This is a genomic window from Sphingobium sp. KCTC 72723, assembly GCF_014280435.1.
Taxonomy (GTDB): Bacteria; Pseudomonadota; Alphaproteobacteria; order Sphingomonadales; family Sphingomonadaceae; genus Sphingobium.
Genome location: NZ_CP060388.1, coordinates 2,153,338 through 2,178,149 on the forward strand (window position 1 = coordinate 2,153,338; position 24,812 = coordinate 2,178,149).

Below are 24,812 nucleotides of genomic sequence, written 5' to 3' on the forward strand. Positions count from 1 at the left end.
CCGACCGGAGAGAAACGCATGACTTTCAACCTGTCCCGCCGTGGCTTCATCGCCAGTGGTGCCGCCCTGTCCGCCACGCCGATGATCGCGCACGCCAAAGTGGCGGAGGCACCCGTCGCCGCGCCGCAAAACCCGATCGTCAAGAACCGCGCCGACGCGCAGGTTTTCCGGCATGACGATGGCTATTATTACCTCACCGGCTCCGTCCCCGAATATGACCGGCTGGTGCTGCGCCGGTCGAAAACCATTGCGGGCTTGACGACCGCGACCGAAGCGGTGCTGTGGCGGCATGAAAAGACCGGCCCGCTCTCCGGCTTCATCTGGGCGCCCGAACTGCACCAGATCGACGGCAAGTGGATCATGTATTTCGCCGCTGGTCCCAGCGGCGGGGGCGAGGATGTGTTCCGCATCCGCACCTATGCGGTCATATGCGACGGCGCGGACCCGATGACCGGCAAATGGACGCTGCTGGGCCAGTTTCAGGCACCATGGGACAGTTTCAACCTCGATTCGACCAGCTTCGTCCATAAGGGCCAGCGCTATTTCGCCTGGGCGCAGAAGGAGCCGGGGATCGAGACGAACAGCAATCTCTATATCGCCAAACTGGAATCGCCGCTCAAGCTGGCGGGGAAGGCCACGCGCCTGACCGTCCCCACGCTCGACTGGGAAGTGCGCGGCTACAAGGTCGCAGAAGCGCCTGCCGTCCTGCACCGCAATGGCCGCCTGTTCATGACCTATTCGGCCAGCGCCACTGACGCGCGCTATTGCCTGGGCATGTTGACCGCCGACGAAAATGCCGACCTGCTGGACGCCAAAAGCTGGACCAAATCGCCCCAGCCGGTATTCGTCACCAACAGGCAGACCAGCGTCTATGGTCCCGGCCACAACAGTTTCACGGTGGACGAAAAGGGGCGCGACATCCTCGTCTATCATGGTCGCGATTATGAGGCGATTCAGGGTGATCCGCTGTTCAACCCGGACCGGCACACCCGCGTCCAGCGGCTTTACTATGCCGCCGATGGCACGCCCGATTTCGGCGTGCCGGTGGGCAACGGCCCGCTGCCCGAACGCTTCGCATCGGCGACCGACCCCAAATTGCTGCTGGCGCATGACGGGGCAAGGCTGGTCGCGGGCAACCCCGCGCTCTCCCAGACCCAGTTCCGCCAGACTCCAGGCCGTGCGGGCAAGCAGAGCGTCATGCTGTCCCCGATCCTGATGCCCGGCCATTATCTGGTCGCGGGCAAGGACGGGTCGCTGACGCTGCAACCCGACAGCAAGAGCGCGGACTTCGCCCTGCGCAGCCAGTTCGTGCGGCTGACCGAAGCCAAGGGCGGCACTGTCCGCTTCGCCGCCATCTCCGCACCGGGGCAGACGATCGGCATTGCGGGCGGCCAGATCCGGCTGGTGCGCAGCCGTGACGCTACGGCGCATTGGCGCGCGGACTGACGCCCCCTTCACAGTCCGACAAATGAAATGACGCAAAGGGCCGGTCGCGACGCAGCGACCGGCCCTTTGTCGGATAGAGGGCCAGAAGGCAGGGCAAGATAATCGGCGATTTCATGGGATGCGGCATTATTGTCACAAGTTTCACCCCATCGCGTCAACCACCCCCAAATTCCCTCTTGCGCTTCATTTGTCGGAGCAATAATTAGTCTGAGTAATACAGGCCAACGGGCCTGCTCCAGGGGAGGATTGAAAAATGGCCATCAAGCCAATCGCACTCGGTTCCACATCCGTCATCGCGCTGTTGCTCGCTGGCACCGCGCACGCGCAAACCGCGCCGCAGCCGGTCGCTCCGCAGGGCGATGAAGTTGCCGACATCGTCGTCACCGGCGTGCGCGCCTCCATCGTCGGCGCGCTGAATGTCCGCAAGGAATCGATCCAGATCGTCGATTCGATCGTGTCGGAAGATGTCGGCAAGCTGCCCGACAATAATGTGGTCGAAGCGCTCCAGCGCGTGACCGGCATCCAGGTGACCGACCGGGCCGGCGGCGAAGCAGCGACCATCACCATTCGCGGCCTGACCGATCCGCTGACCACGCTCAATGGCCGCAACATCTTCACCGCCGCTGGCACGTCCTTCGCCTTGCAGGATATTTCCGCGAACCTCGTCAAGCAGGTCGACGTCTACAAGACCCGTTCCGCCGATCAGCTGGAAACCGGCCTTGCAGGCCAGATCGACGTGCAGACCCGTCGTCCGCTCGACTTTGACGGCTTTACCATTTCGGGTCTGGCGCGCGGCGTCTATTCGGAACTGGCGGACAAATATAATCCCAACGTCGCGCTGCTGGTCAGCGATCGCTGGGAAACCGGCATCGGCGACATCGGCTTTCTGGTGAATGGCAGCTACACCCGCGCCGAATTCCGCAACCAGAATTTGCAGGCCGGTGCCATGGTGCCGTTCGCCACCGAAACCCCGCCTGCCGGATCGGGCCTGACGCCGTTGCAGCGCATTTTCCCCGGTGCCACCAACGAAAACTGGACGCCTGGCCTCGATGCGGGCCTGCCGACCGCGCCGGGATCGACGCTCAACATCAATGGCGTCAATACCCCTTATTATCTGTCGCGCGACGCGGTGATCGCATCCGATGTCTACGGCAAGCGCGATCGGAAGGCGATCAACGCCGCGCTGCAATGGGCACCGAACGACAGCTCGGTCTATACCGCCGAAGTGTTCTACACGGGGTTCAAGGGCGAGACGTTCAACAGCCTGCATTTCAGCTTCGTTGATTGGTGGGGCAACCTGCCCACCGACGTCGCCAACAGCTTCGAACTGTTCGACGGCACCAACATCATCAAGTCGCGTCGGGCCGGCGCGGTCGCGGGCTTCAACAGCGGCGACATGGCGACCAACCGCACCGACAGCTATGTCTATGCCCTCAACGCCAAGTGGAATGTCGGCGAGAGCGGCAAGATTTCGGCCGACATCGCCTATCAGGACAGCAAGAACGAAACGAGCTTCTTTGCCATCCGCACCGATCGCGGTCCGCTCGACATCGATGTCGACTTCAACGCCGGTGGCGGTCTGCCCGCCTATAGCTTCGGCAATCAGGCAGTCCTGACCGACGCGACCAAGTGGACCGTCGGCAACCTGTTCGACAGCGGCACCAAGAACACCGGCAGCGCGCTGACGATGATGCTGGACGGCGAATATAAGTGGGACGAAGGCTTCCTGCGCCGCATCAAGGCTGGCTGGCGCTATGACAATCGTTCGGCCGACAGCTATGTCCGCGATCAGGGCGCTGGCGGGCTTGGCGTCACGCTCGACGCCTTTGGCGAAGGCACCCCCTTCACCAACGAAGGCTTTTTCGACGGCCGGGCGGATATACCGACCAGCTGGGTGCTGGCCGATCCGCGCAGCATGGACAAGGATGCCGTCCGCAACCTGTATCGTCGTGTCGCCCCCGGCCTGCTGCTGTCGGATCAGCTCAGCTTTGGCCGCGTATTCGGCATCAAGGAAAGCAATCTGGCCGCCTATGTCTTAGCCGATGCAGAGGTCGAGATTTTCGGGCGTCCGCTCCAGCTTCAGGGCGGCGTGCGCTATGTCGCGATCGACACCGACTATGAATATTTCGACCGTGGCGCCAATTTCGCGCGGACCGGCGTGTCGACTGGTTCGGACGATTTCCTGCCGTCCTTTACCGCGCGCTACGCCATCACCGACAATCTGCGCATCCGGTTCAACTATGGCAAAACGCTGCGTCGTCCGGCCTTTGGCGACCTGAACCCCAATCTGGCACTGGGCGGCGATCTGTCGCGCATCGGCTTTGGCACCGGGTCTTCGGGCAACCCCAATTTGCGGGCGACCAAGTCGGAGAATATGGATCTGGCGGTCGAATGGTATTTCGAACGCAACAGCGCCATCTATGCCACCGCCTTCCGCCGCAAGATCGAAGGCCTGGTCGTGCCGCTGACCGTGCGGGAATTCATTCCCAACAACTATCTGCCACGTAACGAAACCTATACCGAATTTTTCAACATCACCCGTCCGGCCAATGCGTCGAACGGCACGCTCAAGGGGCTGGAGCTGGGGCTGACCTACTTCCCGTCCTACTTGCCTTCCGTTCTGGATGGCCTGGGCTTCACCGGCAGCGCGACGATCCTGGATTCCGAACAGACGATCCCCGTCGTCAACAATGCCGGTGAAATTACCGGCACGGCCAAGTCGGCCTTCTTCGGTGTGTCGAAACTGTCCTACAACGCCACGCTGGCCTATGACAAAGGCCCGATCGGCGCCCGCCTGTCCTATATCTGGCGCAAGGGCTTCCTGAACAATAATGAAGCCCGCGCCTTCGCCAACCCGATCGGCATGTGGCGCGCGCCGGAAAAGAGCCTGGACTTCCAGCTCACCCTGAACGTGAACGAGGATATTGGCATCACCTTCGACGCGGTGAACATCACCAAGGCGAAGCAGCAAAATTATTACAAGTTCGGCGATGTCGGCAATCCGACCGAGTTCAACTCCAGCACGCTGCTGATCGACCGCACCTTTGCCCTTGGTGTTCGTTTCAAGTTTGACTGAGTGCCCATGGGGCGCAGCGTCTCCTCGCTGCGTCCCATATATATGGCGGTCGTTTCGGGTCTTTCTCCAACCCCGGATCGGCCGCCATTTTTGTTTGAACGACGGGAGGATGCGATGCGCGCGATGAAGATGCTGCTGCTGGCCGGGGCCGCGATGCTGGGTATCGGTGCGGCGCCTGCGCCACCGGCCATGGACCGCGCCGCCATCGCCACCGCGCGCTTTGGCAATGACGCGCCCTGGTATCGCGACCGCATCCCCTATTTCGAATCCGCCGACCCGAAAATCGACGCGGTCTATTATTATCGCTGGCAGCTATATCGCGCGCATCAGCGTGATCTGGGCGCGGACGGCTATATCTCGACCGAATTTCTCGACGATGTCGATTGGCAACGCCATCCCTATGCCAGCCTGAACGACGCCACCGGCTTTCATCTAGGCGAAGGGCGCTGGCTGAATGACCGGCGCTTTGCCGACGATTATATCAACTTCATGTATGCCAGCGGCGGCAACGACCGGCATTTTACCGACCATATGGCCGATTCGGTCTGGGGCCGCTATCTGGTCGATGGCGACCGCGACGGTGCTGTCCGCCACCTGCCCGTCATGAACCATATCTACCGATTGTGGGACGACAAGTTCGACTTCGACAAGGGGCTGTATTTCGTCGAACCCCTGCTGGACGCGACCGAATATACCGTTTCCTCGATCGACGCTTCGGGCGGCAGGGACGGGTTCCGGGGCGGCGACGCCTTCCGCCCTTCGGTCAACAGTTACATGGTCGCCAATGCCCGCGCGATCGCGAAGATGGCGACGCTGACCGGCGACACCGCCATGGCCGCCGCCTACACCACCCGCGCCGACGCCCTGCAACAGCGGGTGCTGGCCGACCTGTGGAGCGAGAAACTCACGCACTTCATCGACCGGCACCAGTCGCGCAAGAATGAATTTGTCAGCTACTGGCAGCCGATCCGCAACCGCGAACTGGTCGGCTATCTCCCCTGGATGTTCGACATCGTCCCCGATGAGGCGAAATATGCCGCCGCCTGGGCGCATCTGCTCGACCCCGCGTCGCTGGCGGGCAAGGCGGGGATGCGCACGGTGGAGGCCAGCTACGAATATTATATGCGCCAGTATCGCTATCTGGGCAAAGACCCCGAATGTCAGTGGAACGGCCCGATCTGGCCCTATCAGACGACGCAGGTGCTGCACGCCATGGCCAATCTGCTCGACCATCGCACCCATACCGGCCCGGTCACGCGCAGCGCCTATATGCGCCTGCTGCGCCAATATGCTGCGCTTCATTATCAGGGGAGCCGCCTCGACCTGGAGGAGGATTATCACCCCGAAACCGGCCAGCCGATCGTCGGCCTGGATCGCAGCCACCATTATTTCCATTCCGGTTTCAACGACCTGATCCTGACCGGCCTTGTCGGCATCCGCCCCCGCGCCGACGATGTGCTGGAAGTAAACCCGCTGCTGCCTGACGCAGCCGACCCGCAATCGCTCGACTGGTTCCGGGTGCAGGACGTTCCCTATCATGGCCACAAGATCGCCGTGACATGGGATGCCGATGGCAACCATTATCGGCGCGGCAAGGGGCTGGCGATCGAAGTCGATGGCCGCGAAGTTGCCCGCCGCGACACGCTGGGCCGCGTCGAAATCCCCCTGCCCCGCGCCAACACCCCGGCCATAGCGCGCCCGATCAACCGGGCGGTGCAACTGGTGCGCGGGCAATTCCCGATCGCCTCTGCCTCCAGCAACACCGACCCGGAAAATGTCCATGACGCCATTGACGGGCGGACATGGTTTTTCCCCGAATTGCCCAATGGCTGGTCGTCCGCCCCCTCTCCGGCGGAACAATATTATGCCATCGACCTGGGCAAATCCGTAGAGCTGGCGCGCGCGGAACTGGCCTTCTTCGCCGATGGCAAGGGCTTCGCCGCGCCTGCCGCCTACCGCGTGCAAGGCTGGATAGACGGGCGTTGGCAGGATCTGGCCACCCCGACGAGCCGCCCGATCGCCAATGGCGTCACCACCTTGCACTGGCCCGCCCGCGCGACCAGCAAAGTCCGCCTGCTGTTCACCCAACCCAGGGGCAAGGCGACCCGGTTGGTGGAGTTCAAGCTGTTCGGGGAGTGACTGGCGGCAGCGGGTTGTGCTGGCCCTCCCCGCCTGCGGGAGGGGTTGGGGTTGGGCTTGCGCAAGATCAGTTATAAATCCAACCCGCTCCGATTCGGCGCACGACACTAGGCGCGCACCCCGCGAAGTGATAAGACTGCGCAATACGCCAAATGACGCAGACTCTCCTCGCCCCTTCCCGCCCCGGCATTTATGCGCGCGGCTCCGAAACGGTCGACGCCATCCTCAAGGCGGCGCTCGACGTGTTGATTGACGAGGGCGCGGAATGTTTCACCATCCGCCGCATCGCCGCCCGCTGCGGCATGAAGGTCGGCAATGTCAGCTATCATTTCCCGCGCAAGGAAATGCTGATTCAGGTGCTGCTAGACGATCTGGTCGACAGCTATGGCGCGCAACTTGAAGATGTGGTGCGCAAACCCGGCCTGACTGCCGAGGAGCGATTGAAGCTCGTCATCATTCTGTGCCTGGACGATATTGGCTCGAAACGCACCACCCATTTGTTCATCGAACTATGGGCGCTGGCCAATCATAACGCCTTCGTCGCCGACCGCGTCCGCGCCTTTTACGAACGGGTCCATGGCGTGATTGGCGATTATGTCGCGGCGATCAATCCGGGCCTGTCCGCCGACGACGTCCACACCGTCGCCCTGTTCATCAGCGCGTCGATGGAAGGGGCCACCCCATTCCTTGGCCATGGCAAGCCGTGGGCGCACAAGATGCCCGCATTCACCGCGCTGGCGGTGCAATCGTTGGTCGCGCTCGCCCGCACCGCAACATCGCGCGATATTGCTGCACTTGCACCCGGCAAAGTCCCCGAACCGGCCTGACGCATCCGGCCGCTGGCCAAAGATTTTTTGCGCCTGCGTCATCCGCCCCCTTGACCAATTCTGGACAGCTGTCAAACCTTGTGCAGACGCAGCAGGCACAGGGGGATCAGCCAGCATGTCGAGCGCTATTTCAGCTACATTGCGGCTTGCCGCAGCCCTCACCCTATGCGCCGCCGTTCCGGCCCATGCCGCCGCACCTGCGGATACGACCGCGTCGATCGAGCCGGAAACCAGCGACACGCTGACCATCGAACCGCCCAAGCCGACATGGTTCTTCGTCGATGGCGGCTGGGACATGCCCGGCACCAGCATATTCGACAGCGAAACCGGCAAGATGAAGGGCATGGTCGAAACCCGTCGCCTGGCCGACATGGCGATCGACCCGGCGGGCCGTTATTATTATGTCGCCGAAACCATCTGGTCCAAGGGCGATCGCGGTACGCGGCAGGACATGGTCACCGTCTATGACAGCAAGACGCTCGACCTGGTCACCGAAATCGCCATGCCCGGTCGCTTGCTGATCGGGGCGCGCAAGAATAATTTCATCATCAGCGACGATGGCAAGACTGCCTATGTCTATGATTTCAGCCCGGCTTCCGGCGTGAACGTGGTCGATCTGGTCAAGCGCAAGCTGGTCACTGCAATCGAACTGCCCGGTTGCGCCAGCATGATGCCCAATCGCGGCGTCGGCTTTTCCGCGCTCTGCTCGGACGGCTCGCTCGCCACCGTGGCGATCAAGGGGACGAAGGCCGACATCACCCACAGCGCGCCCTTCTTTTCGGCCAGCGACGACCCGATTTTCGACAATTTCGCCTATGACCGCAAGAAACAGGAAAGCACCTTCCTGACCTATACCGGCCAGGTCATCACCGCGAAGATCAGCGCGTCGCCCACCATCGCCGCGCCTTTCTCGATCCAGGCGGCGGCGGGCATCCGCGTCGGCGAAACCAAGCCGCTCGAACTCAACTGGTATCCCGGCGGGCGGCAACCGATGGCGCTCCACCGTCCCAGCGGCACCCTGTTCGTCCTGATGCACATGGGCGAATATTGGTCGCACAAGGCATCGGGCAGCGAAGTGTGGCAGGTCGACGTCGCGGGAAAGAAAGTCATCAAGCGCTTCCTGCTCAAGGAACCGATGAACAATATCGAAGTGTCCCAGACGGATAAGCCGCTGCTCTACATGAACGGCGAAAAGGGTGAGGCGCTGGTGCTGGACGTCGCCACGGGCGAGGAAAAGCACAAGATCGAGAAGGCAGGCGGCGGCATCATCACCGTGCCGGACCCATCCTGACCATGGCCGAAGGGGCTATGCTGCTGCTGGCGATCGTGGCGCGCGCCGCATCGTTCGGCGTGGGGCTGATCTTCCTGATCGCGGGCATGGACCAGTGGCGGCACCGCGCGCTGCTGCCCGGCGTCATCGCCAATTACCGGCTGTTGCCCGGCACGCTCGTCACCCCCGCCGCGCGCGCGTTGCCGTTGGTGGAAATGGCGCTCGGCGTCGCGCTGTTGCTCGGCCTTGCCCCTTTCGCCGCTGCCGCCGCGATGCTGTTGCTCGCCCTGTTTGCAGCCGCCATGGCCGTCAATATCCGGCGCGGGCGCGGCCATATCGACTGTGGCTGCGGCCATGGCGCGCTGCGCCACCCGATCGGCTGGCCGCTGGTCGCGCGCAATCTGGCGCTGGCCGCGCTACTCGCCCCCGCTTTGCTCATGCCCGCGCCCCTTTCGCTGCCCGACACCACCAGCGCGCTCGCCATGGGGCTGGCCATCGTCTTGCTAAGCCACCTGTTCCAGTCGCTTGGCGCACTTGCCGCCTCGCCCCTTCACCGGAGATGATCCGCCGATGCTGACCTCCCTCATCATCTCGCAAATCCTGTCATGGCTCGTCATCTTGGCACTGGGCGTCGCGCTGGTCGCGCTGGCGCGGCAGGTCGGCGTGCTGCACATCCGCGTCGCGCCAGCAGGCGCGCTCGCCACCAGCGGCGGCCCGGAAGTGGGCGCCACCACCGGCGCGATTGCCGCCCGCACGCTCGACGGCGCGCCCGTCAGCATTGGCGGCCATGCCCATGGCGTGCCGCTGCGCCTGCTCCTGTTCGTTTCCGCGCAATGCCCGTTGTGCAAGGCAGTGATCCCGATGGCGACCAGCTTCGCCCGCGCCGAACGAGTCGCCCTGACCTTCGTTGGTGACGATGATGCCGCTGCCCAGCACGCGATGATCGCGCAGCATGGGTTGGAGGGCCATCCTTTCGTCAACGGCCCGGAAGTGGGTCAGGCTTTCGCCGTCGCCAAGCTGCCCTTCGCGGTGCTGCTAGACGCGGACGGGGCGATCTTGTCCAAGGGGCTGGTCAACAGCCGCGAACATCTCGAAAGCCTGATCGTCGCGCATGAAATGGGCGTGCGCACGGTGCAGGATTATATTGGCGGGCTGAAGGCGCAGGCCGCGTAAGAGCAATCGGGGGCAAGATCATGAGCAAATTCAACGCCGACGCCATGGGCGAAAAGCTGCTGCGCAAACTGGCAGGCGGCTCCTCGCGCCGCTCCATCCTCTCGCGCTTGGGGGCGGTGCTGGTCGCCGCGCCCGCTTTCCCGCTGCTGCCGGTCAGCCGGGCCGAAGCGGCCAAGCCCGACCGGTCGCCCGAAACCAAGACCTTCTTCGCCCGCACCGCGCAGACGAAGGACGAAACCAAATGCGACTATTGGCGCTATTGCGCCATCGACGGCGCACTTTGCACCTGTTGCGGCGGCGGCATCCATAGCTGCCCGCCCGGCGCAGAACCCTCGCCCGTCTCCTGGGTCGGCACCTGCATCAACCCGGACGATGGCAAGGCCTATCTGATCGCCTATCGCGACTGTTGCGGCAAACCCGCCTGCGGCCAGTGCGGCTGCGACAATACCGACCGTGAGACACAACTTTACATGCCGCAACTCAATAATGACGTGATCTGGTGCTTTGGCACCAGTAGCATGGAATATCATTGCTCCACCGCCGTGCTGGTGGGCGCGGCGAGCTGAACCCTCCGCATTGCGCGTATTCCACCCCCCATCCGTTCGGGCCGTGCCTGTCGATTCCCTCCGCTTTTCCGCATGAGGGCGCGTCCCATCCTCTATGCAGCGTCGCTTCTGCTCGGCATCACCACGCTGACCCATGCCGCGCAACACCCGCTCAGCCTGCCCCCCATGGGCGCGCTGCCCGCCGCCATTACCGATTCTGCCATGGCCCGCGCCGACTATGTCGAACAATGCGCGGGCTGCCACGGGGTGGAAGGCAGCACCGCGCCTGCCGCGCTGCCTGAATTGCGCGGCCGGGTCGGCTGGTTCCTCTGCACCCCCGCCGCGCGCGCCTATCTCATCCGCCTGCCCAATGTCGCGCACAGCCGCATCCGCGATCCGCAACAACTGGCCGATATGATGAACTATGTCATATTCGGCCTGGGCGGTCCCAGCGCGCCTGCCAACGCCGCGCCCTTCACCGCGCAGGAAATCGCGCATGAACGGCAATTCCCGCTGTCTGCTGCATCCCTGAAAGCCGAACGCGCCCGCCACGTCGAATCCGCGATCCGTCAGTGCAAAGCCCCTGCATCCCTGCGCCTGCTCTATCCAGGCCAGAAGGGGTAGCGTAAGGGGCGGATCCGGGTAGATTGGCGTTATAAAGACTGTTCATTTGCACCTTGTTCGCAAGGGCGCCTATGACCGGCGGAAACGAACGAGAAGGAAAAGCGATGGCCGTGTCAGATTCGATGGACGAGGCAAGCGAGCATTTTGCCTATTGCGTTCAGCTATTTGGCGGCACGACGGCTTTTTCGCGGCGGCTTGGCATAGACGAGCGTGCCGTCCGCCGCTTCATCAATGGTGAGCGGCCCGTCGGCGCAGGACTTCTGGAAGATACCTTAAAGGCATTGCGCACGCTCATTGCGGACGCGACCCAGGCCGAACAGCAGATCGCTGCCACATTAGGCGCACCGTCGACCGATCCGGCATAAAAGGCCAGTCACGCTCGGCGTTCGATAACGAGATGGCCATTCTCTCCCCATAAAACCGCCGCCGAACCCCGTTAAGGCTCGACGGCGGCACAACAACCCTTCCCCTGATCCGTTAGAATTTCTGTCCGAAGCGGACGCCGAAGAATTGCGGCTTGATGGCGAAGGTCCGCGACGATCCCGAACAGAAATCGATCGAGCAGAAGGTGTTTTTCGTCAACTCGCCACGCTTGTCGAAGGCATTTTGCAGGAACAGGGTCAGGCTCCAACTGTCCTTCTTGATCCCGCCGGAAAAATCAAAGCTGATAAAGCCCTTCGTATTGCCCAGCAGCGTATTATTATCGACGTTCAGATCCTGCGTCGCTCCGGTCTGATACAGTGCAGCCCCCTGAATATAGGCCGCATAATCACCCATATAGGTGTCGTATCGGATCGACGTCGTACCCTTGAACCTGGGCTGGCGCGGCAGGCGCGTGCCATCTGCGGCGGCCACCTGCGGCGTGGGCGGGCTGGAGTCCGGCACATCCTGTCCAAGCGTGCAGGTCGCCAGCTGAGAGATGGTGGATGTCGTGCGGTCCAGCGCGAAGTTGCAGAAATTGCCCTTCAGCGTCGCATCATTATACGCGCCCGATGTCGAGATCGTAAATTTGCCCAGTTTCAGGTCGGCATCATATTCGATGCCCTTCACCTCTGCCTTGCCCGCATTGCCGGTCATGCCAGCGCCCTGCGCGCCCGACACCACCACGCCATATTGGATGTTGTTCCACTTCTCGAAATAGACCGCCGCATTGAAGCGGAACATGTTGTTCCACGTCGTCTTGACCCCCAGTTCGAAATTGGTGAGCGTTTCGGACTGGAATGGCGCAACATCGACCGGGCCGAAATTGCGGATGCGCAACGGCCGGTTGAACCCGCCGGGACGAAAGCCGGTCGAATAGTTGAAATAGACCATCTTGTCCGGCTGGAACTGCCAATCCAGCGCCACCTTGTGGGTTTCGCCCTTTTCCTTGTAACGGCCGGTCTGGTCGGCGGCGCGGAAATTGGTGTTCAGACATTGCAGCCGTTCGGCGGGCAGCGGCGTCGGACAACCCATTACCCCGGTGGGGACAAAGACCGACGTCACGGTGTTAGCGGCGGACCCCGCCACACCGGCAAAGCCCTTCACGGCATAATCGGTCCAGAAATAGCGCAGCCCGCCGGTCAGCTTGAGCGTGGGCGTGATATTATAATGGCCCTCGGCAAAGATCGCCTTGTCATGATAAAGCTGGTTCTGTTCGGTGATGTAGAAGCCATCACCCTTCACGGCCTGCGTCCCCAGCAGCATCGTGCCGAGCGGATTGCCGTTGGGGTTGATGATATCGCTGGTGTCGAAGAACGGATTGCCGTCGTCATCATACGCAATGCCAAAGCGCGCCGGCACGCCGATCAGCCCGCCCGGCACATCGCCGCCGCCGGTCGCGGTATAGCCTGTAATCCTATCCAGCCCGCGGATCGAATAATAGGTGTTCGTTTCATTCTTCTGCCGCTGGTAGAAACCGCCCAGCGTCAATTCGAATGGCCAGTCCTTGGGCGTCGACAGGCGCAATTCCTGCGTGAACTTGTCGCGATGCGTGTCGGCATGATAAAATTGCGTCGGGTCGATCAGCGAACATTTCTGCGCCGCGCCTGACCCGGTGCAATTGTCGAAAAATTGCAGATAGCTATCATAACCCGCGCCGAACCCGTCATAGGTGACGGTATAATAGGTATAGTCGTTGAGCGTGCGCGTGCGGCGTTTGAAATAGCCGGTGGCGGACACGACGTCCCAATCGCCGATATGGCCGTGGATGGACAATGCGGCCTGATACCAGCGATCGTCATTCTTGGTCTGGTCATAATCATGGACTTCCAGGTCGCCGACGCGCGGATCGAACCCGAAATAGCCATTGGCGACCTGCTTTTGCGCCGTGATTTCCGGCGAGACTGACCAGCCATCGACCGGCTCCCACAGCAATTGCAGCCGACCGCCAAATTCCCGAATCGTATTATAATCATCCCTGGCGATGTCGGCATTGTTCAGCGCGAAACTGGTCGCCGGATTATTGTCGCCCAGCGTGTAGACGGCCGGTGCGCCATTGTTGAGCAGGCCGTTGTTGGGCGTGTTGTCGATATAGCCGCCATCGCGCCGATAATATCCCATCGCGCGCACGGCCATAGTGTCGGTCATCGGCACGTTGATGTAGGATTCAATCTGGCCGCCAAAATCGCCCTTGCCATATTTATTGGCTTCGACGTCATAGCCGAATTCGAATTTGCCCAGCTTGGGCTTGTTGGTGATCAGGCGGATGGTGCCGGCCAGCGACCCTGCGCCATAAAGCGTGCCTTGCGGCCCCGCCAGCGCTTCGACCCGTTCCAGATCATAGGCGTGAATGTCCGGCACTTCGGTCCCGGTGATCGGTATGTCGTTCAGATAATAGCCGACCGAGGCATAAGCGCCGCCTGCCGGTACGATGCCACGGAAAAACGCCGTGTTGCGGCCCGGCCCGATCCCTTCGAAAGATACCGACGGCAACAGGGCGGCGAAATCGCTCAAGCCCTTGACCTGCCGTTCGGCCAGCGTTTCGGCGCCCAGCGCCTGCATGGAAATCGGCACCTTCTGGATGCTCTGCGCGCTGCGCGTTGCCGTCACCACGATTTCGCCCAGCCCCTGATCCTCGGCGGCGGGCAAGGCCGGATCGACGGCGGCCTGATCGGCGCCTTCTGCGGCACGCGCAAAGCCGGAGGAGGCAAGCCCCGCCAGGATGGTAGTCACCCCCAATATCTTCATCAGCTGCGACCGGCGACGAGACTGGACTTTCATTCTGTACGACTCCCCCTGAAGAAACGAAGCCTCTCTTTCCTCTCCCGCCCACGGTTTTCCCGTGCGTTTATGATGCAATGCGCCATGCCGTTGCAGGCACATTGCACTTTGGCTTTCGCAAAGGCACACGCCCCCGCGACCGGAACCGCCATAGGCTCCGGGCCTGCCGCCCAACGGCGCAGCATTGATGATGTAACCGTGATACCCCTTGGACTTTCGCCATTACGGGACGCTTGTCCAAGTTTGATAATGCTGTAACGATTGCAGGAGTCAACAGCATAGTTGCATGTCTGTGACAGGATGTTGCCGACGGATTGCGCAGCTGCGCAATCCGGTTCATTGTGCAGCACGGAAAAAAGCGCAGGACTTTTCATGGACACTGTTTCGGGCAATGCCGGCATGTCGACCCGCCCCGTTCCTGCGGAGGAGGCGCTGGCCCGCGCGACAGCGATATTGGACGCACAGCCCGACGCCGCGCTGGCGCAGGCACAGGCCATTCTTGAAAAGATGCCCGGCCTCCCCCCTGCCGAACTGCTCGTCGCGCAGGCGTTGCGGCGCATGGGCCAGCCCAGGGCCGCACGCGACCAGCTCGCCGCGCTCTCCCTGCGCCACCCGCGCGTGCCGGCGATCCTGTGGGAACTGGCGCAGGCCGCACGCGATGCGGGCAATGTCGACCAGGCGCTGGCCGCGCTCGATCGCCTGACCCGGCAGCAACCGGGCGTGTCGGGCGGATGGTTCCTGATGGCCAGCCTGTTGCGCCGGGCCGGGCGGACGGACGACGCATGGCGGGCCGACCTGTCGGGCGTCCATGCCGCCGCGCGCGACCGCGACCTGCTCGACGCGGCGATGGCGATGCACGACGACCGGCTCGACGCCGCAGAAGCGATGCTGGACGCCCGGCTCGCGCGCCTGCCCGACGATCCTTCGACGATCCGGCTGCTGGGCGAAGTCCATTGGCGGCGCGGCGACATGGTGCGGGCGCTGGCGCTGGTCGAACGTGCGGTCGATGTCGCCCCCGGCTTCGACCTTGCCCGCGACTTCCTCATCCGCCTGCTGCTTCAGAATAACCGGCTGGCCGATGCGCTGGTCCATGCCGACATTCTCGCCACCTCCCCGCTCAAAAACCCCGGTTACGACCTGATCCGCGCGTCGGTGCTGGTGCGGCTGGGCGATCAGGACGGTGCCTGCGCCATCTATCGGCACCTGCTGGCGCAAAAGCCCGAACAGCCGCAGGTCTGGCAGAATCTGGGCCACGCGCTCAAGACGCTGGGGCAGCAGGCCGACGCCGTCCACGCCTATCGCCAGGCCGTGTCCCATCAACCGGCCATGGGCGAAGCCTGGTGGAGCCTCGCCAACCTCAAGACCGTCAGGCTGGACGCGGCCGACGTTGCGGCCATGCGCGGCGCGCTCGCTACGCTGGATAGCGACCCGGCCGAACGGCAGGAGGATATCTTCCACCTCCATTTCTCGCTGGGCAAGGCGCTGGAAGATGCGCACGATCATGCAGCGGCCTTCCGCCATTATGATCGCGGCAACCGCATCCGCCGCACGATGATCCGCCACGACGCCGCCGAATTTTCCGCCGAAGTCGCCGCCACGCGCACCTGCTTCACCAGCGCCTTCATCGCGCGGCAGGGCGCAGGCGGCTGCCCCGCGCCCGACCCGATCTTCATCGTCGGCCTGCCCCGATCCGGCTCGACGCTGGTGGAACAGATTCTGTCCAGCCACAGCCATGTGGAAGGGACGATGGAACTGCCCGACATGATGATGATCGCCAGCCGCCTGGCTTCACGGGTCGACGACGGCGAATTTCCCGATTTCGCGACCATGATCGCGTCGCTGACCCCCGCCGACCGCACGCGCCTGGGTGAGGAATATGTCGATCGCACCCGCGTCCACCGCCATGCCGACACACCCCACTTCATCGACAAGATGCCCAACAACTGGCAGCATGTCGGCCTGATCCGGCTGATCCTGCCCAATGCCCGCATCATCGACGCGCGCCGCCATCCGATGGCCTGCTGCTTTTCGGGCTGGAAACAGCATTTCGCGCGCGGGCAGGCGTTCAGCTACGATCTTGACGACATCGCCCGCTATTATCGTGACTATGCCGCGCTGATGGCCGCATTCGACGCCGCAGCCCCCGGCCATGTCCATCGCGTCATCTACGAACAAATGGTCGCCGACACGCCGGGCGAAGTCGCGCGCCTGCTCGACTATCTGCGCCTGCCGTTCGAGGATGGCTGCCTTGCCTTCTGGACCAACAACCGCGCCGTCCGCACCGCCAGTTCCGAACAGGTGCGCCAGCCGATCTTCACCGACGGGGTCGATTACTGGAAGCATTTTGCCCCATGGCTCGGCCCGCTCGAACAGGCGCTGGGTCCGCTCATTACCGAATATCCGCCCAAATCCGCGCTTTCCTGACCCCGCCCGCCGTGCCAGCGCCACGCTCCCGCCACAGGCTGCCAATTTTCCCTTGCCCCGGCGGCAATGTCATGCACAAAGCTTGCCAACTGTCGCCGGGCGGGTGAATTGCACCCCGCGCCCAACCATCCGGCGGCAAGGATGCGAGCGATGCACGACGTAACGACCCAGGAACGGCCCCACCAGTCGGCCCACCCCCTCGCCCCGCAGGAAGTGGGCGAAGGACTGTCGGTCATTTCCATCGCCAAAAGCTATGACAAGCGTGTCGTCCTGTCCGACGTATCGCTGACCGTGGGCAAGGGCGAAGTCGTCGGCCTGCTCGGTCCCAATGGCGCGGGCAAGACGACCTGCTTCTATTCGGTCATGGGCCTGGTCCGTCCCGATCGCGGCCGCATCATTTTGGACGGTCAGGATATTACCGGCCTGCCCATGTATCGCCGCGCGATATTGGGTCTGGGCTATCTGCCGCAGGAAACCTCCATCTTTCGCGGCCTTACCGTGGCGCAGAATATCAGTGCGGTGCTGGAACTGGCCGAACCGGACAAGGCGGCCCGCGCCGCGCGCCTCGAACAGTTGCTGGGCGAATTTGGCCTGACCCGCCTGCGCGATTCCGCCGCGATGGCGCTGTCGGGCGGCGAACGCCGTCGCTGCGAAATCGCCCGTGCGCTCGCCGCCAACCCGTCCATCGTGCTGCTGGACGAACCGTTCGCGGGCATCGACCCGCTCTCCATCGCCGACATTCGCGATCTGGTGAAGGATCTCAAGACACGCGGCATCGGCGTCCTCATCACGGACCATAATGTCCGCGAAACGCTCGAAATCGTTGATCGCGCCTGCATCATCTATGGCGGCCAGATGCTGTTTGCCGGCAGCCCGACCGAACTGGTCGCCAATGCCGAAGTGCGCCGCCTCTATCTGGGCGAGAATTTCTCGCTTTGACATGATGCGGGGGCAGAGTCTTTTCATGCCGCACCGGCCCGCATCCCCGCCCGGCCATCCATTCAGGATATTCTGTGGGCGGCCGGGTGGGGGTGTGGACCGGTGCGGTCCCGAAATGCGCTCTTTCGCGCATTTCGCCAAAAAGCCCATCCTCTGATGGCGCTCGGTCCACGCCTCGACATTCGTCAAAGCCAGTCGCTGGTGATGACGCCGCAGCTTCAGCAGGCCATCAAGCTGCTGGCGCTCTCCAACCTTGAGATCGAGGCGTTCGTCGCGGGCGAGCTGGAAAAAAACCCGCTGCTCGACCATGGCGGTCCTGACGATTCCGCGCCCGCGCCCGACGGCATCGACCGCGATGTCGAACGCCCGACACTGGCCGCCGAAACCGGCGCAAGCGACGATCTGATCGCGCAGGGGCTGGGCGGCACCGACAGCCCGCTCGATGTCGATCATGGCGCCGCGACCTTCATCGACGATGGCCCGGCCGACCGCATGGCCAGCGGACCGGGAACCGGCTCCGGCAGCGGGTCCGACATGGCCAGCAGCAGCTATGCCGACGACGCGCCCGACTTCGACAGTTTCGCCGCGCCCGACGCCAGCCTTCAGGAACATCTGATGGATCAGGCGCGCGCCGCCTTGTCCGGCATCGACCTGATCGTCGCGGCGCAACTGATCGGCCAGATCAGCGAAGCGGGCTATCTGGAGGCGAACCTGCTTGCTACGGCCCATGCGCTGGGCCTGCCGCTATGTGACGTCGAACGGGTGCTGGGCGTCATCCACACATTCGACCCCACCGGCATCGGCGCGCGCACCCTGGCCGAATGTCTTACCCTGCAAGCGAAGGAAGCCAACCGCTACGACCCCTGCATCGCTCGCCTGCTAGCCAATCTGGACCTGCTGGCCAAGGGCGCACTGCCGCAACTGCGCCGCATCTGCGCCGTGGATGAGGAGGATCTGGCCGACATGATCGCCGAACTGCGCAGTTACGATCCCAAGCCCGGCCTGCAATTTTCCAGCGATCGCGCCGCGCCCGTCACCCCCGACCTGTTCGTGCGCGCCACCCGCGACGGGTGGAGCATAGAGGTCAATAGCGCCACTTTGCCCCGCGTCCTCGTCAACCGCACCTATTATGTCGAACTGGCCAGCGGCCCACAGGACAAGGCGGCCAAGGCATGGCTCGCCGACTGCCTCGCCAGCGCCAACTGGCTGGTAAAAGCACTCGACCAGCGGCAACGCACGATCATCAAGGTCGCCAGCGAAATCGTGCGCCAACAGGAAGATTTCTTCCACAAGGGCGTGGCGCATCTGAAACCGCTGACCCTCAAAGCCGTGGCCGACGCGATCGAAATGCACGAATCCACGGTCAGCCGCGTAACCTCCAACAAATATCTCTCTTGCCCGCGCGGCCAATATGAACTCAAATATTTCTTCACCAGCGGCATATCGAACGCGCAAGGCGACGGCTCCGTCTCGGCCGAAGCGGTCAAAAGCCACATCAAGGCATTGATCGCTGCCGAAGAACCCCATGCCATCCTGTCCGACGACACGCTGGTCGACCTGCTCCGCGCCAAGGGCATGGACATAGCAAGGCGCACCGTCGCCAAATATCGCGAGGCACTTGGGATAGGCTCGTCGGTGCAGAGACGACGGCAAAAGGCGCTGAAGGGGAAAGCGGCTTAGTTCAGCTGCCCCTCTGTCCTACCTATTGCCCTTTGACCACAATCGCGCCTGTTTCTTCCCCATTGACCGCTCATCCATCCCCGGCCCGGCGCCGGTCCCCGAAACTTCGTCCAAAACTTCCAAATCCGATATGGGCGACCTTTGTAAAGTTCCGTGCTTCCCAAGCCGCTTGACCCCGTCCCGCCAACGGGCAAAAGCAGGCGACACATCCTGGCCCAAGGACTGCTCCAACCCATGTCGATCGCCTATCTGAACGGTGCCTTCCTCCCCCTCGATCAGGCGCGGATTTCGCCGCTGGACCGGGGTTTCCTGTTCGCCGACGGCATTTATGAAGTCGCGGCCGTCATCTATGGCAAGCTGGTCGACAGCGCCAGCCACCTCACGCGCCTGCGCCGCTCCGCTGCTGCGCTCGGCATTGCGGTTCCCCTGCCCGACGACGCGATCGAAGCAGTGCAGAAACGGTTGATCGCCGACAATGGCCTTAACGAAGGCCTCGTCTATCTCCAGCTGACGCGCGGCGCGGATACCAGCCGCGACTTCCTGCCCGGACCCGCCCTGCAACCGACCCTGTTCCTGTTCACGCAGGACAAGCCGTTCCTCGACACGCCTGCCGTGCGCACCGGCATTGCGGTGGCGACCATGCCCGACCTGCGCTGGGCGCGGCGTGACATCAAAAGCACCGGACTTCTGGCGCAGGCCATGGCCAAGCAGGCGGCACGCGACGCGGGCGCGCAGGAAGCCTGGATGGTCGAGGATGGCTTCGTCACCGAAGGTGCCTCCTCCACTGCCTTCATCGTCGCGCAAGAAGGCATCGTGACGCGCCCTTACAGCAATGCCGTGCTGGCGGGCTGCACCGGCGCGGCGCTGACCGCGCTGGCGCAGGAAATGGGCCTTGCCGTCGTCCGCCGCCCCTTCACCGTTGCAGAGGCACTTGCTGCGCAGGAAGCGTTCATCACCAGCGCCTCGACCCTGTGCCAGTCGGTGGTGCGGATCGACGGGCAGCCGATTGGCGATGGCACGCCCGGCCCGGTCGCGATGCGGCTGCGTGCGCTCTACATCGCTTTCGCGCGGGCGACCTCCGTCTGACAATTGTCTCCATAATGGCGAGACTGGCCGATACCCCGCCAGACCACAGGAAATTTCCTGCCGCCTGCCCCCGTTCCGGTGGCAAGGTGGAGGGAAAATGGACCGGCAAAGGCGCGAAAGGACCATGATCGCGCCATGCTCATCCAATTTATCCCCAAAACGGTTCTTGATAGGCAGGAACCGATCCGTTCTTGCTTTAGTCTCAGGAACGAAGATAGAACGGGATTCGGAGCCGATGATGGACGATTTTTCCTACAGCCTGCCTGCCGAAACCAGCCAGCAACCGATCGGCACGCGCGACGACCGCGCCAGCCTGCTGGTCGTGGCGGATCAGATCGACGTGGCGGAATTGCGCCCGGTGGCCGATGCGGCCAGCCTGCGCCTGCTGGGCGTGACTGACCTGCACACGGCGATGGAGCGGCTGGATACGCAGGTTCAATGCGACACGCTGCTGCTATTCTGCCCCGTCATGACGCCCCTGCTCGAACGGTTGCTGGTGCAGGTGGAAACGCAGGCGATCCAGACCGGCATGGCCGTCATTCTGGTTGCGGGATGGGACACGGTGGACCTGGCCTTTGCCTGCCTGCGCGGTCCGGCCACCCAATTGCTCTGCGCGCCCGACCGGACCGAACTGGCCGCCGCGCTGGTGGCGGCGGGCGAACGCCGCCCCGCCCCCGGCCAGGTCCATGAAGTCGATCGTGAAAGCGCCCGGCTCCAGCAGTTGAGCGAGGAAGTCAGCCGCCTCGCCCGCACGCTCGACGCCCTGACTCAGCGCGCACACGCCGCCACGCCCAGCTTCGATCTTGGCACCCGCATATCCGACCGGCCCAGCGACTATATCGGGATGCCCGCCTTGGTCCCGATGGGTGCTGAACCCACCCGTGCGGACAGCGCACCGATCAGCGCGGCGCAGGTACGCGACCTGCTGCGCGCCCGCCGCATCCGTGCCGATTTCCTGCCCGGCGAGCTGTTTGCCGATCCCGCCTGGGACATGCTGCTCGACCTGCTGGCCGCCCGGCTGGAACAGGAACGGGTGTCCGTCTCCAGCCTCTGCATCGCCGCTGCCGTGCCGCCCACCACCGCCCTGCGCTGGATTCATACACTGACGGACAAGGGGCTGGTCGAACGGCAGGCCGACCCGCATGACGGCCGCCGCATCTTCATCGCGCTGGCCCATGACGCGGCAGAAGCCATGGTCCGCTGGTTCGGGGCCAGCCGTCGCTTGATCAGTCTATGATCGCGATGGCTTGACCGCAGCGCCATTTTTCCGCAATAGGCGCGCACCCTGAACGCAAGGGGGCGATTAGCTCAGTTGGTAGAGCGTCTCGTTTACACCGAGAATGTCGGCGGTTCGAGCCCGTCATCGCCCACCATCCCCCCAGCCGCACCGGCCCGCACGTTCAGGAAAGCCCGCTACACGCGCCAAACATACCAGCCCGCAGCACCCGCGCGCCTGACCGATGCCATAACTCCATAATGTGGAACCATATTCCACATTGAACCATATCCACGCTTCCCTTACCCTGCCCCAGCGAATCCACTCATGATGGTTCGCGCAGGAGAAGGGATGCCGATGCACTGCGCCTCGTCCGAGCGCTGGCCCATGTTGATCCGCGCATTCGCCCTCTGTTTCACTGCGCTTGCCATGCCGGCAAAAGCGAACGACCTGCTGCTGTTCGACGGGCGACAGGTCGCCAGCGTCATCCATGATGCTGACCGCCCCCTGACGCTGGCGGCGGACATGCTGGCGGGCGACCTGCGCGCGCTCACTGGCCAGACCCCGCGCCAGTCCACCGCCCTGCGCGGTTGCGCCGCGCTGTGCATCGTCATCGGCCAGCGCGGATCGCCGCTGATCGACGCCGTTGCGCGGGATACCGGGCTGGACCTCGCTTCGCTCGATGGCCAGTGGGAACGCCATATCCGCGTCGCCCTCCCCTCACGCAGCCAGCCTTCGCGCCGCTATCTCGTGATCGCCGGATCCGACCCGCGCGGCACCATATGGGGCATGATCGACCTGACCCGCGACATGGGCATATCTGCCTGGAAATGGTGGGCCGACGTCACGCCCCGCCGGGTCGATCGGCTGCGCGTCGATGGCCGCTATCGCCTGTCCGCCGCTCCTTCGGTTCGCTATCGTGGTATCTTCCTGAACGATGAGGATTGGGGGCTGCAACCCTGGGCCGCCAAGACATTCGAGCCGGAAACCGGCGACATCGGACCCAAAAGCTACGCCCGCATCTTCGAACTGATGTGGCGGCTCAAGGCCAATCTGATCTGGCCCGCCATGCACGACAGCACCAAACCCTTCTACCAGATTCTCGGCAATGCGCAGGCGGCGCAGGACCATGCCATCATCGTCGGCACATCCCACGCCGAACCGATGATGCGCAACAATGTGCGCGAATGGGATGACAGGGCGCGGGGCGACTTCAACTTCTTCACCAACCGCAAGGCGATGATCGATTACTGGCGTGACCGCGTCGAGGATGTGAAGCCTTACGACAATCTCTATTCGGTCGGCCTGCGCGGCAAGCATGATTCGGAAATGGAGGGGGCCGCCACGCCGCTGGCCGCCCGCGACGCACTGGCACAAGCCATCGCGATCCAGCGCGACCTGCTCGCCACCGCGCAAACCAAAGCACCCATGCAAGTGCCGCAAGCGCTCACGCTCTACAAGGAAGTGCTGGACCATTACGGGCTGGGCCTGAAAGTGCCGGACGACATCACGCTCGTCTGGCCGGAGGATAATTATGGCTATATCAGCCAGTTGCCCACAGCCCCGGAACAGACGCGCAGCGGCGGGTCGGGCCTCTATTACCACATCTCCTACTGGGGTCGTCCGCACGACTATCTCTGGCTCGGTACCACCCATCCCGCGCTGATCCGCGAACAGCTGGACCGGGCGTGGCAAATGGACACCCGCCGCCTCTGGATGGTCAATGTCGGCGACATCAAACCGGCCGAATATCTCACCCAATATTTCCTCGATCTCGCCTTCGACCATGGCGCAGCCGCACCGACCGCGCGCCAGCATCTGGAGGCATGGGCAGCACGACAGTTTGATGTCAGGCAAGCATCGGAAATTGCCGACATAATGACGGAATATTACGATCTGGCCTTCGAACGTCGCCCCGAATTTATGGGCTTCAGCCAGGTCGAGCCGACCACGCCGATCGCCATCGGCGACTATGTCCGCACCGGCGGGCAGGAAGCACAGAAAAGAATCGATCGCTATGTCCATCTCGCTGTCCATGCAGAAGCGTTGGCGGCGAGGATTCCGGCCGATCGCAAGGATGCTTTTTTCCAGCTGGTCCTCTATCCGGTGCGGGGTGCAGCCGCCCTGAACGAACGCAATCTCAAGCTGGATCTGGCTGCCCTCCACGCACGGCAGGGGCGACCCGACGCCAACAGCCTGTCGCGCGAAGCACAGGCCGCCCATGACCGCATCGTCGCGGACACCGCCGCCTATAATGACCAGCGCGGCGGCAAGTGGCGCGGCATGATGGACATGGCCCCGCGCAACCTGCCGGTCTTTGCCCGCCCCGCCTTCCCGATGACCGACGCCCCCTATCGTCCCGGCTGCGCGGTCGATGCGTCCGACATCCGCTTCGTCGCGGGGCGCAAGGCCGACCATGTCCTTACCGTCCATAGCTGGGGCGACGCCGCGCCATGGCAATGGTCGGGCCAGCACGGAATCAATCCCGCCACCCTGTCGGGCCGCCTTGATCCGGCTCATGGCTATCAGCAGCGCATCCCGGTTCGCTATGACGGCGCGTCATCGGTCAATTTCGGCACGCTGACCTGCGGCGGCAAGGCTTTCTCCGTCAGCGGCCGGCTGATCCCCGCAACCGACGACGCCACCCCGGTGGAGATCGACCGCACCCTCTCCCTCACCGCCGCCAACGCGACCAGCTCGGATTGGGAACGCATCGACGGTCTGGGATCACGCCAGGTCGCAATGCGCGCCCGACTCGCCCTCCCCTCACGCGCCAGCGCCGAAGGCACCGCCCCGCTCACCTACGCCTTTCAGACAAAGGACACGACCGACGCGCAACTGCGCATCGTCGCCCTCCCGGTCCATCCGCTGACATCCGCCCACCATTTGCGCATCGCCATTCAACTGGACGATGCGCCGCTCCAGATCGTCGATTTCGAAACCCATGGCCGCAGCAGCGAATGGAAAGCCAATGTCCTGAGCAATATGGCACAGCGCATGATCGCCGTCCCGCAACTGGCCAGCGGCCACCATCGCCTCAAAATCCATGCCCTCGACCCAGGCTTCCTGCTCGACCGGATCGACATTCGCCTCGACGGCGCACCCGACCTGTATGGCGCGCCACCGCTACGCTGATCCGTACCCGTAACGTTCATCGCGCAGCAAG

General features: G+C 63.4%; 17 protein-coding genes and 1 tRNA gene. 17 read left to right on the plus strand and 1 reads right to left on the minus strand.

What is annotated here, in order from left to right; all coding sequences use genetic code 11:
* Window positions 1–18 precede the first annotated feature (18 nt).
* From SPBM01_RS10655 to SPBM01_RS10700, 10 genes are all read left to right on the plus strand, one after another.
* Entirely contained in the window at window positions 19–1,446 is a 1,428-nt protein-coding gene (locus SPBM01_RS10655) for a glycoside hydrolase family 43 protein (RefSeq protein ID WP_188065461.1), read from the plus strand.
* Window positions 1,447–1,699: 253 nt separating this feature from the next.
* Window positions 1,700–4,522 carry a TonB-dependent receptor gene (locus SPBM01_RS10660; RefSeq protein ID WP_188065462.1) on the plus strand — a complete coding sequence of 941 codons (2,823 nt, stop codon included), beginning with the start codon at window positions 1,700–1,702 and terminating at the stop codon, window positions 4,520–4,522.
* 114 nt (window positions 4,523–4,636) lie between these two features.
* Window positions 4,637–6,661: an MGH1-like glycoside hydrolase domain-containing protein gene (locus SPBM01_RS10665; protein WP_188065463.1), complete on the plus strand. Its 2,025-nt coding sequence runs from the start codon at window positions 4,637–4,639 to the stop codon at window positions 6,659–6,661.
* A 152-nt stretch (window positions 6,662–6,813) separates the two neighbouring features.
* Entirely contained in the window at window positions 6,814–7,488 is a 675-nt protein-coding gene (locus SPBM01_RS10670) for a TetR/AcrR family transcriptional regulator (protein ID WP_188065464.1), read from the plus strand.
* A 115-nt stretch (window positions 7,489–7,603) separates the two neighbouring features.
* Window positions 7,604–8,779: an amine dehydrogenase large subunit gene (locus tag SPBM01_RS10675; RefSeq protein WP_188065465.1), complete on the plus strand. Its 1,176-nt coding sequence runs from the start codon at window positions 7,604–7,606 to the stop codon at window positions 8,777–8,779.
* 2 nt (window positions 8,780–8,781) lie between these two features.
* Entirely contained in the window at window positions 8,782–9,321 is a 540-nt protein-coding gene (locus tag SPBM01_RS10680; RefSeq protein ID WP_262504396.1) for a MauE/DoxX family redox-associated membrane protein, read from the plus strand.
* A 7-nt stretch (window positions 9,322–9,328) separates the two neighbouring features.
* Entirely contained in the window at window positions 9,329–9,931 is a 603-nt protein-coding gene (locus SPBM01_RS10685) for a methylamine utilization protein MauD (protein WP_188065466.1), read from the plus strand.
* A 20-nt stretch (window positions 9,932–9,951) separates the two neighbouring features.
* The gene (locus SPBM01_RS10690) at window positions 9,952–10,497 is read left to right on the plus strand and encodes a methylamine dehydrogenase light chain (protein WP_188065467.1); all 546 of its coding nucleotides are present in this window, start codon (window positions 9,952–9,954) and stop codon (window positions 10,495–10,497) included.
* A gap of 72 nt (window positions 10,498–10,569) precedes the next feature.
* Complete coding sequence (locus SPBM01_RS10695) at window positions 10,570–11,100, plus strand: cytochrome C (protein WP_262504397.1); 531 nt, start codon at window positions 10,570–10,572, stop codon at window positions 11,098–11,100.
* Window positions 11,101–11,171: 71 nt separating this feature from the next.
* Window positions 11,172–11,465 carry a hypothetical protein gene (locus SPBM01_RS10700; RefSeq protein WP_262504398.1) on the plus strand — a complete coding sequence of 98 codons (294 nt, stop codon included), beginning with the start codon at window positions 11,172–11,174 and terminating at the stop codon, window positions 11,463–11,465.
* Between the two features lie 112 nt (window positions 11,466–11,577).
* Here the strand turns inward: SPBM01_RS10700 and SPBM01_RS10705 are convergent, their stop codons facing one another.
* Window positions 11,578–14,301 (minus strand): TonB-dependent receptor, encoded by a 2,724-nt coding sequence (locus SPBM01_RS10705; protein WP_188065468.1) that lies wholly within the window; start codon window positions 14,299–14,301, stop codon window positions 11,578–11,580.
* 372 nt (window positions 14,302–14,673) lie between these two features.
* On the opposite strand from SPBM01_RS10705, the gene SPBM01_RS10710 reads away from it, so the two are divergent.
* The 7 genes from SPBM01_RS10710 (at window position 14,674) to SPBM01_RS10740 (ending at window position 24,781) form a co-directional block, all read left to right on the plus strand.
* Window positions 14,674–16,725 carry a tetratricopeptide repeat-containing sulfotransferase family protein gene (locus tag SPBM01_RS10710; protein WP_262504399.1) on the plus strand — a complete coding sequence of 684 codons (2,052 nt, stop codon included), beginning with the start codon at window positions 14,674–14,676 and terminating at the stop codon, window positions 16,723–16,725.
* Between the two features lie 150 nt (window positions 16,726–16,875).
* On the plus strand, window positions 16,876–17,664 hold the full coding sequence (gene lptB, locus SPBM01_RS10715; protein WP_188065469.1) for an LPS export ABC transporter ATP-binding protein: 789 nt from the start codon (window positions 16,876–16,878) through the stop codon (window positions 17,662–17,664).
* Window positions 17,665–17,820: 156 nt separating this feature from the next.
* The gene (rpoN, locus tag SPBM01_RS10720) at window positions 17,821–19,344 is read left to right on the plus strand and encodes an RNA polymerase factor sigma-54 (protein ID WP_188065470.1); all 1,524 of its coding nucleotides are present in this window, start codon (window positions 17,821–17,823) and stop codon (window positions 19,342–19,344) included.
* A gap of 234 nt (window positions 19,345–19,578) precedes the next feature.
* Entirely contained in the window at window positions 19,579–20,430 is an 852-nt protein-coding gene (locus SPBM01_RS10725) for a D-amino-acid transaminase (protein ID WP_188065471.1), read from the plus strand.
* Window positions 20,431–20,665: 235 nt separating this feature from the next.
* Window positions 20,666–21,667: a winged helix DNA-binding protein gene (locus SPBM01_RS10730; RefSeq protein WP_262504400.1), complete on the plus strand. Its 1,002-nt coding sequence runs from the start codon at window positions 20,666–20,668 to the stop codon at window positions 21,665–21,667.
* A 60-nt stretch (window positions 21,668–21,727) separates the two neighbouring features.
* Window positions 21,728–21,803, plus strand: a tRNA-Val gene (locus SPBM01_RS10735).
* Between the two features lie 194 nt (window positions 21,804–21,997).
* Window positions 21,998–24,781, plus strand: a complete 2,784-nt coding sequence (locus SPBM01_RS10740; RefSeq protein ID WP_262504401.1) for a glycosyl hydrolase 115 family protein — start codon at window positions 21,998–22,000, stop codon at window positions 24,779–24,781.
* Window positions 24,782–24,812 lie beyond the last annotated feature (31 nt).

What these genes read in the sequence shown, in the direction of transcription:
- SPBM01_RS10655 (WP_188065461.1), top strand. Translation starts at nt 19, where the DNA reads ATGACTTTCAACCTGTCCCGCCGTGGCTTCATCGCCAGTGGTGCCGCC.
- lptB (WP_188065469.1), top strand. Translation starts at nt 16,876, where the DNA reads ATGCACGACGTAACGACCCAGGAACGGCCCCACCAGTCGGCCCACCCC.
- SPBM01_RS10670 (WP_188065464.1), top strand. Translation starts at nt 6,814, where the DNA reads ATGACGCAGACTCTCCTCGCCCCTTCCCGCCCCGGCATTTATGCGCGC.
- SPBM01_RS10675 (WP_188065465.1), top strand. Translation starts at nt 7,604, where the DNA reads ATGTCGAGCGCTATTTCAGCTACATTGCGGCTTGCCGCAGCCCTCACC.
- SPBM01_RS10680 (WP_262504396.1), top strand. Translation starts at nt 8,782, where the DNA reads ATGGCCGAAGGGGCTATGCTGCTGCTGGCGATCGTGGCGCGCGCCGCA.
- SPBM01_RS10705 (WP_188065468.1), bottom strand. Translation starts at nt 14,301, where the DNA reads ATGAAAGTCCAGTCTCGTCGCCGGTCGCAGCTGATGAAGATATTGGGG.
- SPBM01_RS10660 (WP_188065462.1), top strand. Translation starts at nt 1,700, where the DNA reads ATGGCCATCAAGCCAATCGCACTCGGTTCCACATCCGTCATCGCGCTG.
- SPBM01_RS10665 (WP_188065463.1), top strand. Translation starts at nt 4,637, where the DNA reads ATGCGCGCGATGAAGATGCTGCTGCTGGCCGGGGCCGCGATGCTGGGT.
- SPBM01_RS10685 (WP_188065466.1), top strand. Translation starts at nt 9,329, where the DNA reads ATGCTGACCTCCCTCATCATCTCGCAAATCCTGTCATGGCTCGTCATC.
- rpoN (WP_188065470.1), top strand. Translation starts at nt 17,821, where the DNA reads ATGGCGCTCGGTCCACGCCTCGACATTCGTCAAAGCCAGTCGCTGGTG.
- SPBM01_RS10740 (WP_262504401.1), top strand. Translation starts at nt 21,998, where the DNA reads ATGCCGATGCACTGCGCCTCGTCCGAGCGCTGGCCCATGTTGATCCGC.
- SPBM01_RS10695 (WP_262504397.1), top strand. Translation starts at nt 10,570, where the DNA reads ATGAGGGCGCGTCCCATCCTCTATGCAGCGTCGCTTCTGCTCGGCATC.
- SPBM01_RS10730 (WP_262504400.1), top strand. Translation starts at nt 20,666, where the DNA reads ATGATGGACGATTTTTCCTACAGCCTGCCTGCCGAAACCAGCCAGCAA.
- SPBM01_RS10710 (WP_262504399.1), top strand. Translation starts at nt 14,674, where the DNA reads ATGGACACTGTTTCGGGCAATGCCGGCATGTCGACCCGCCCCGTTCCT.
- SPBM01_RS10690 (WP_188065467.1), top strand. Translation starts at nt 9,952, where the DNA reads ATGAGCAAATTCAACGCCGACGCCATGGGCGAAAAGCTGCTGCGCAAA.
- SPBM01_RS10700 (WP_262504398.1), top strand. Translation starts at nt 11,172, where the DNA reads ATGACCGGCGGAAACGAACGAGAAGGAAAAGCGATGGCCGTGTCAGAT.
- SPBM01_RS10725 (WP_188065471.1), top strand. Translation starts at nt 19,579, where the DNA reads ATGTCGATCGCCTATCTGAACGGTGCCTTCCTCCCCCTCGATCAGGCG.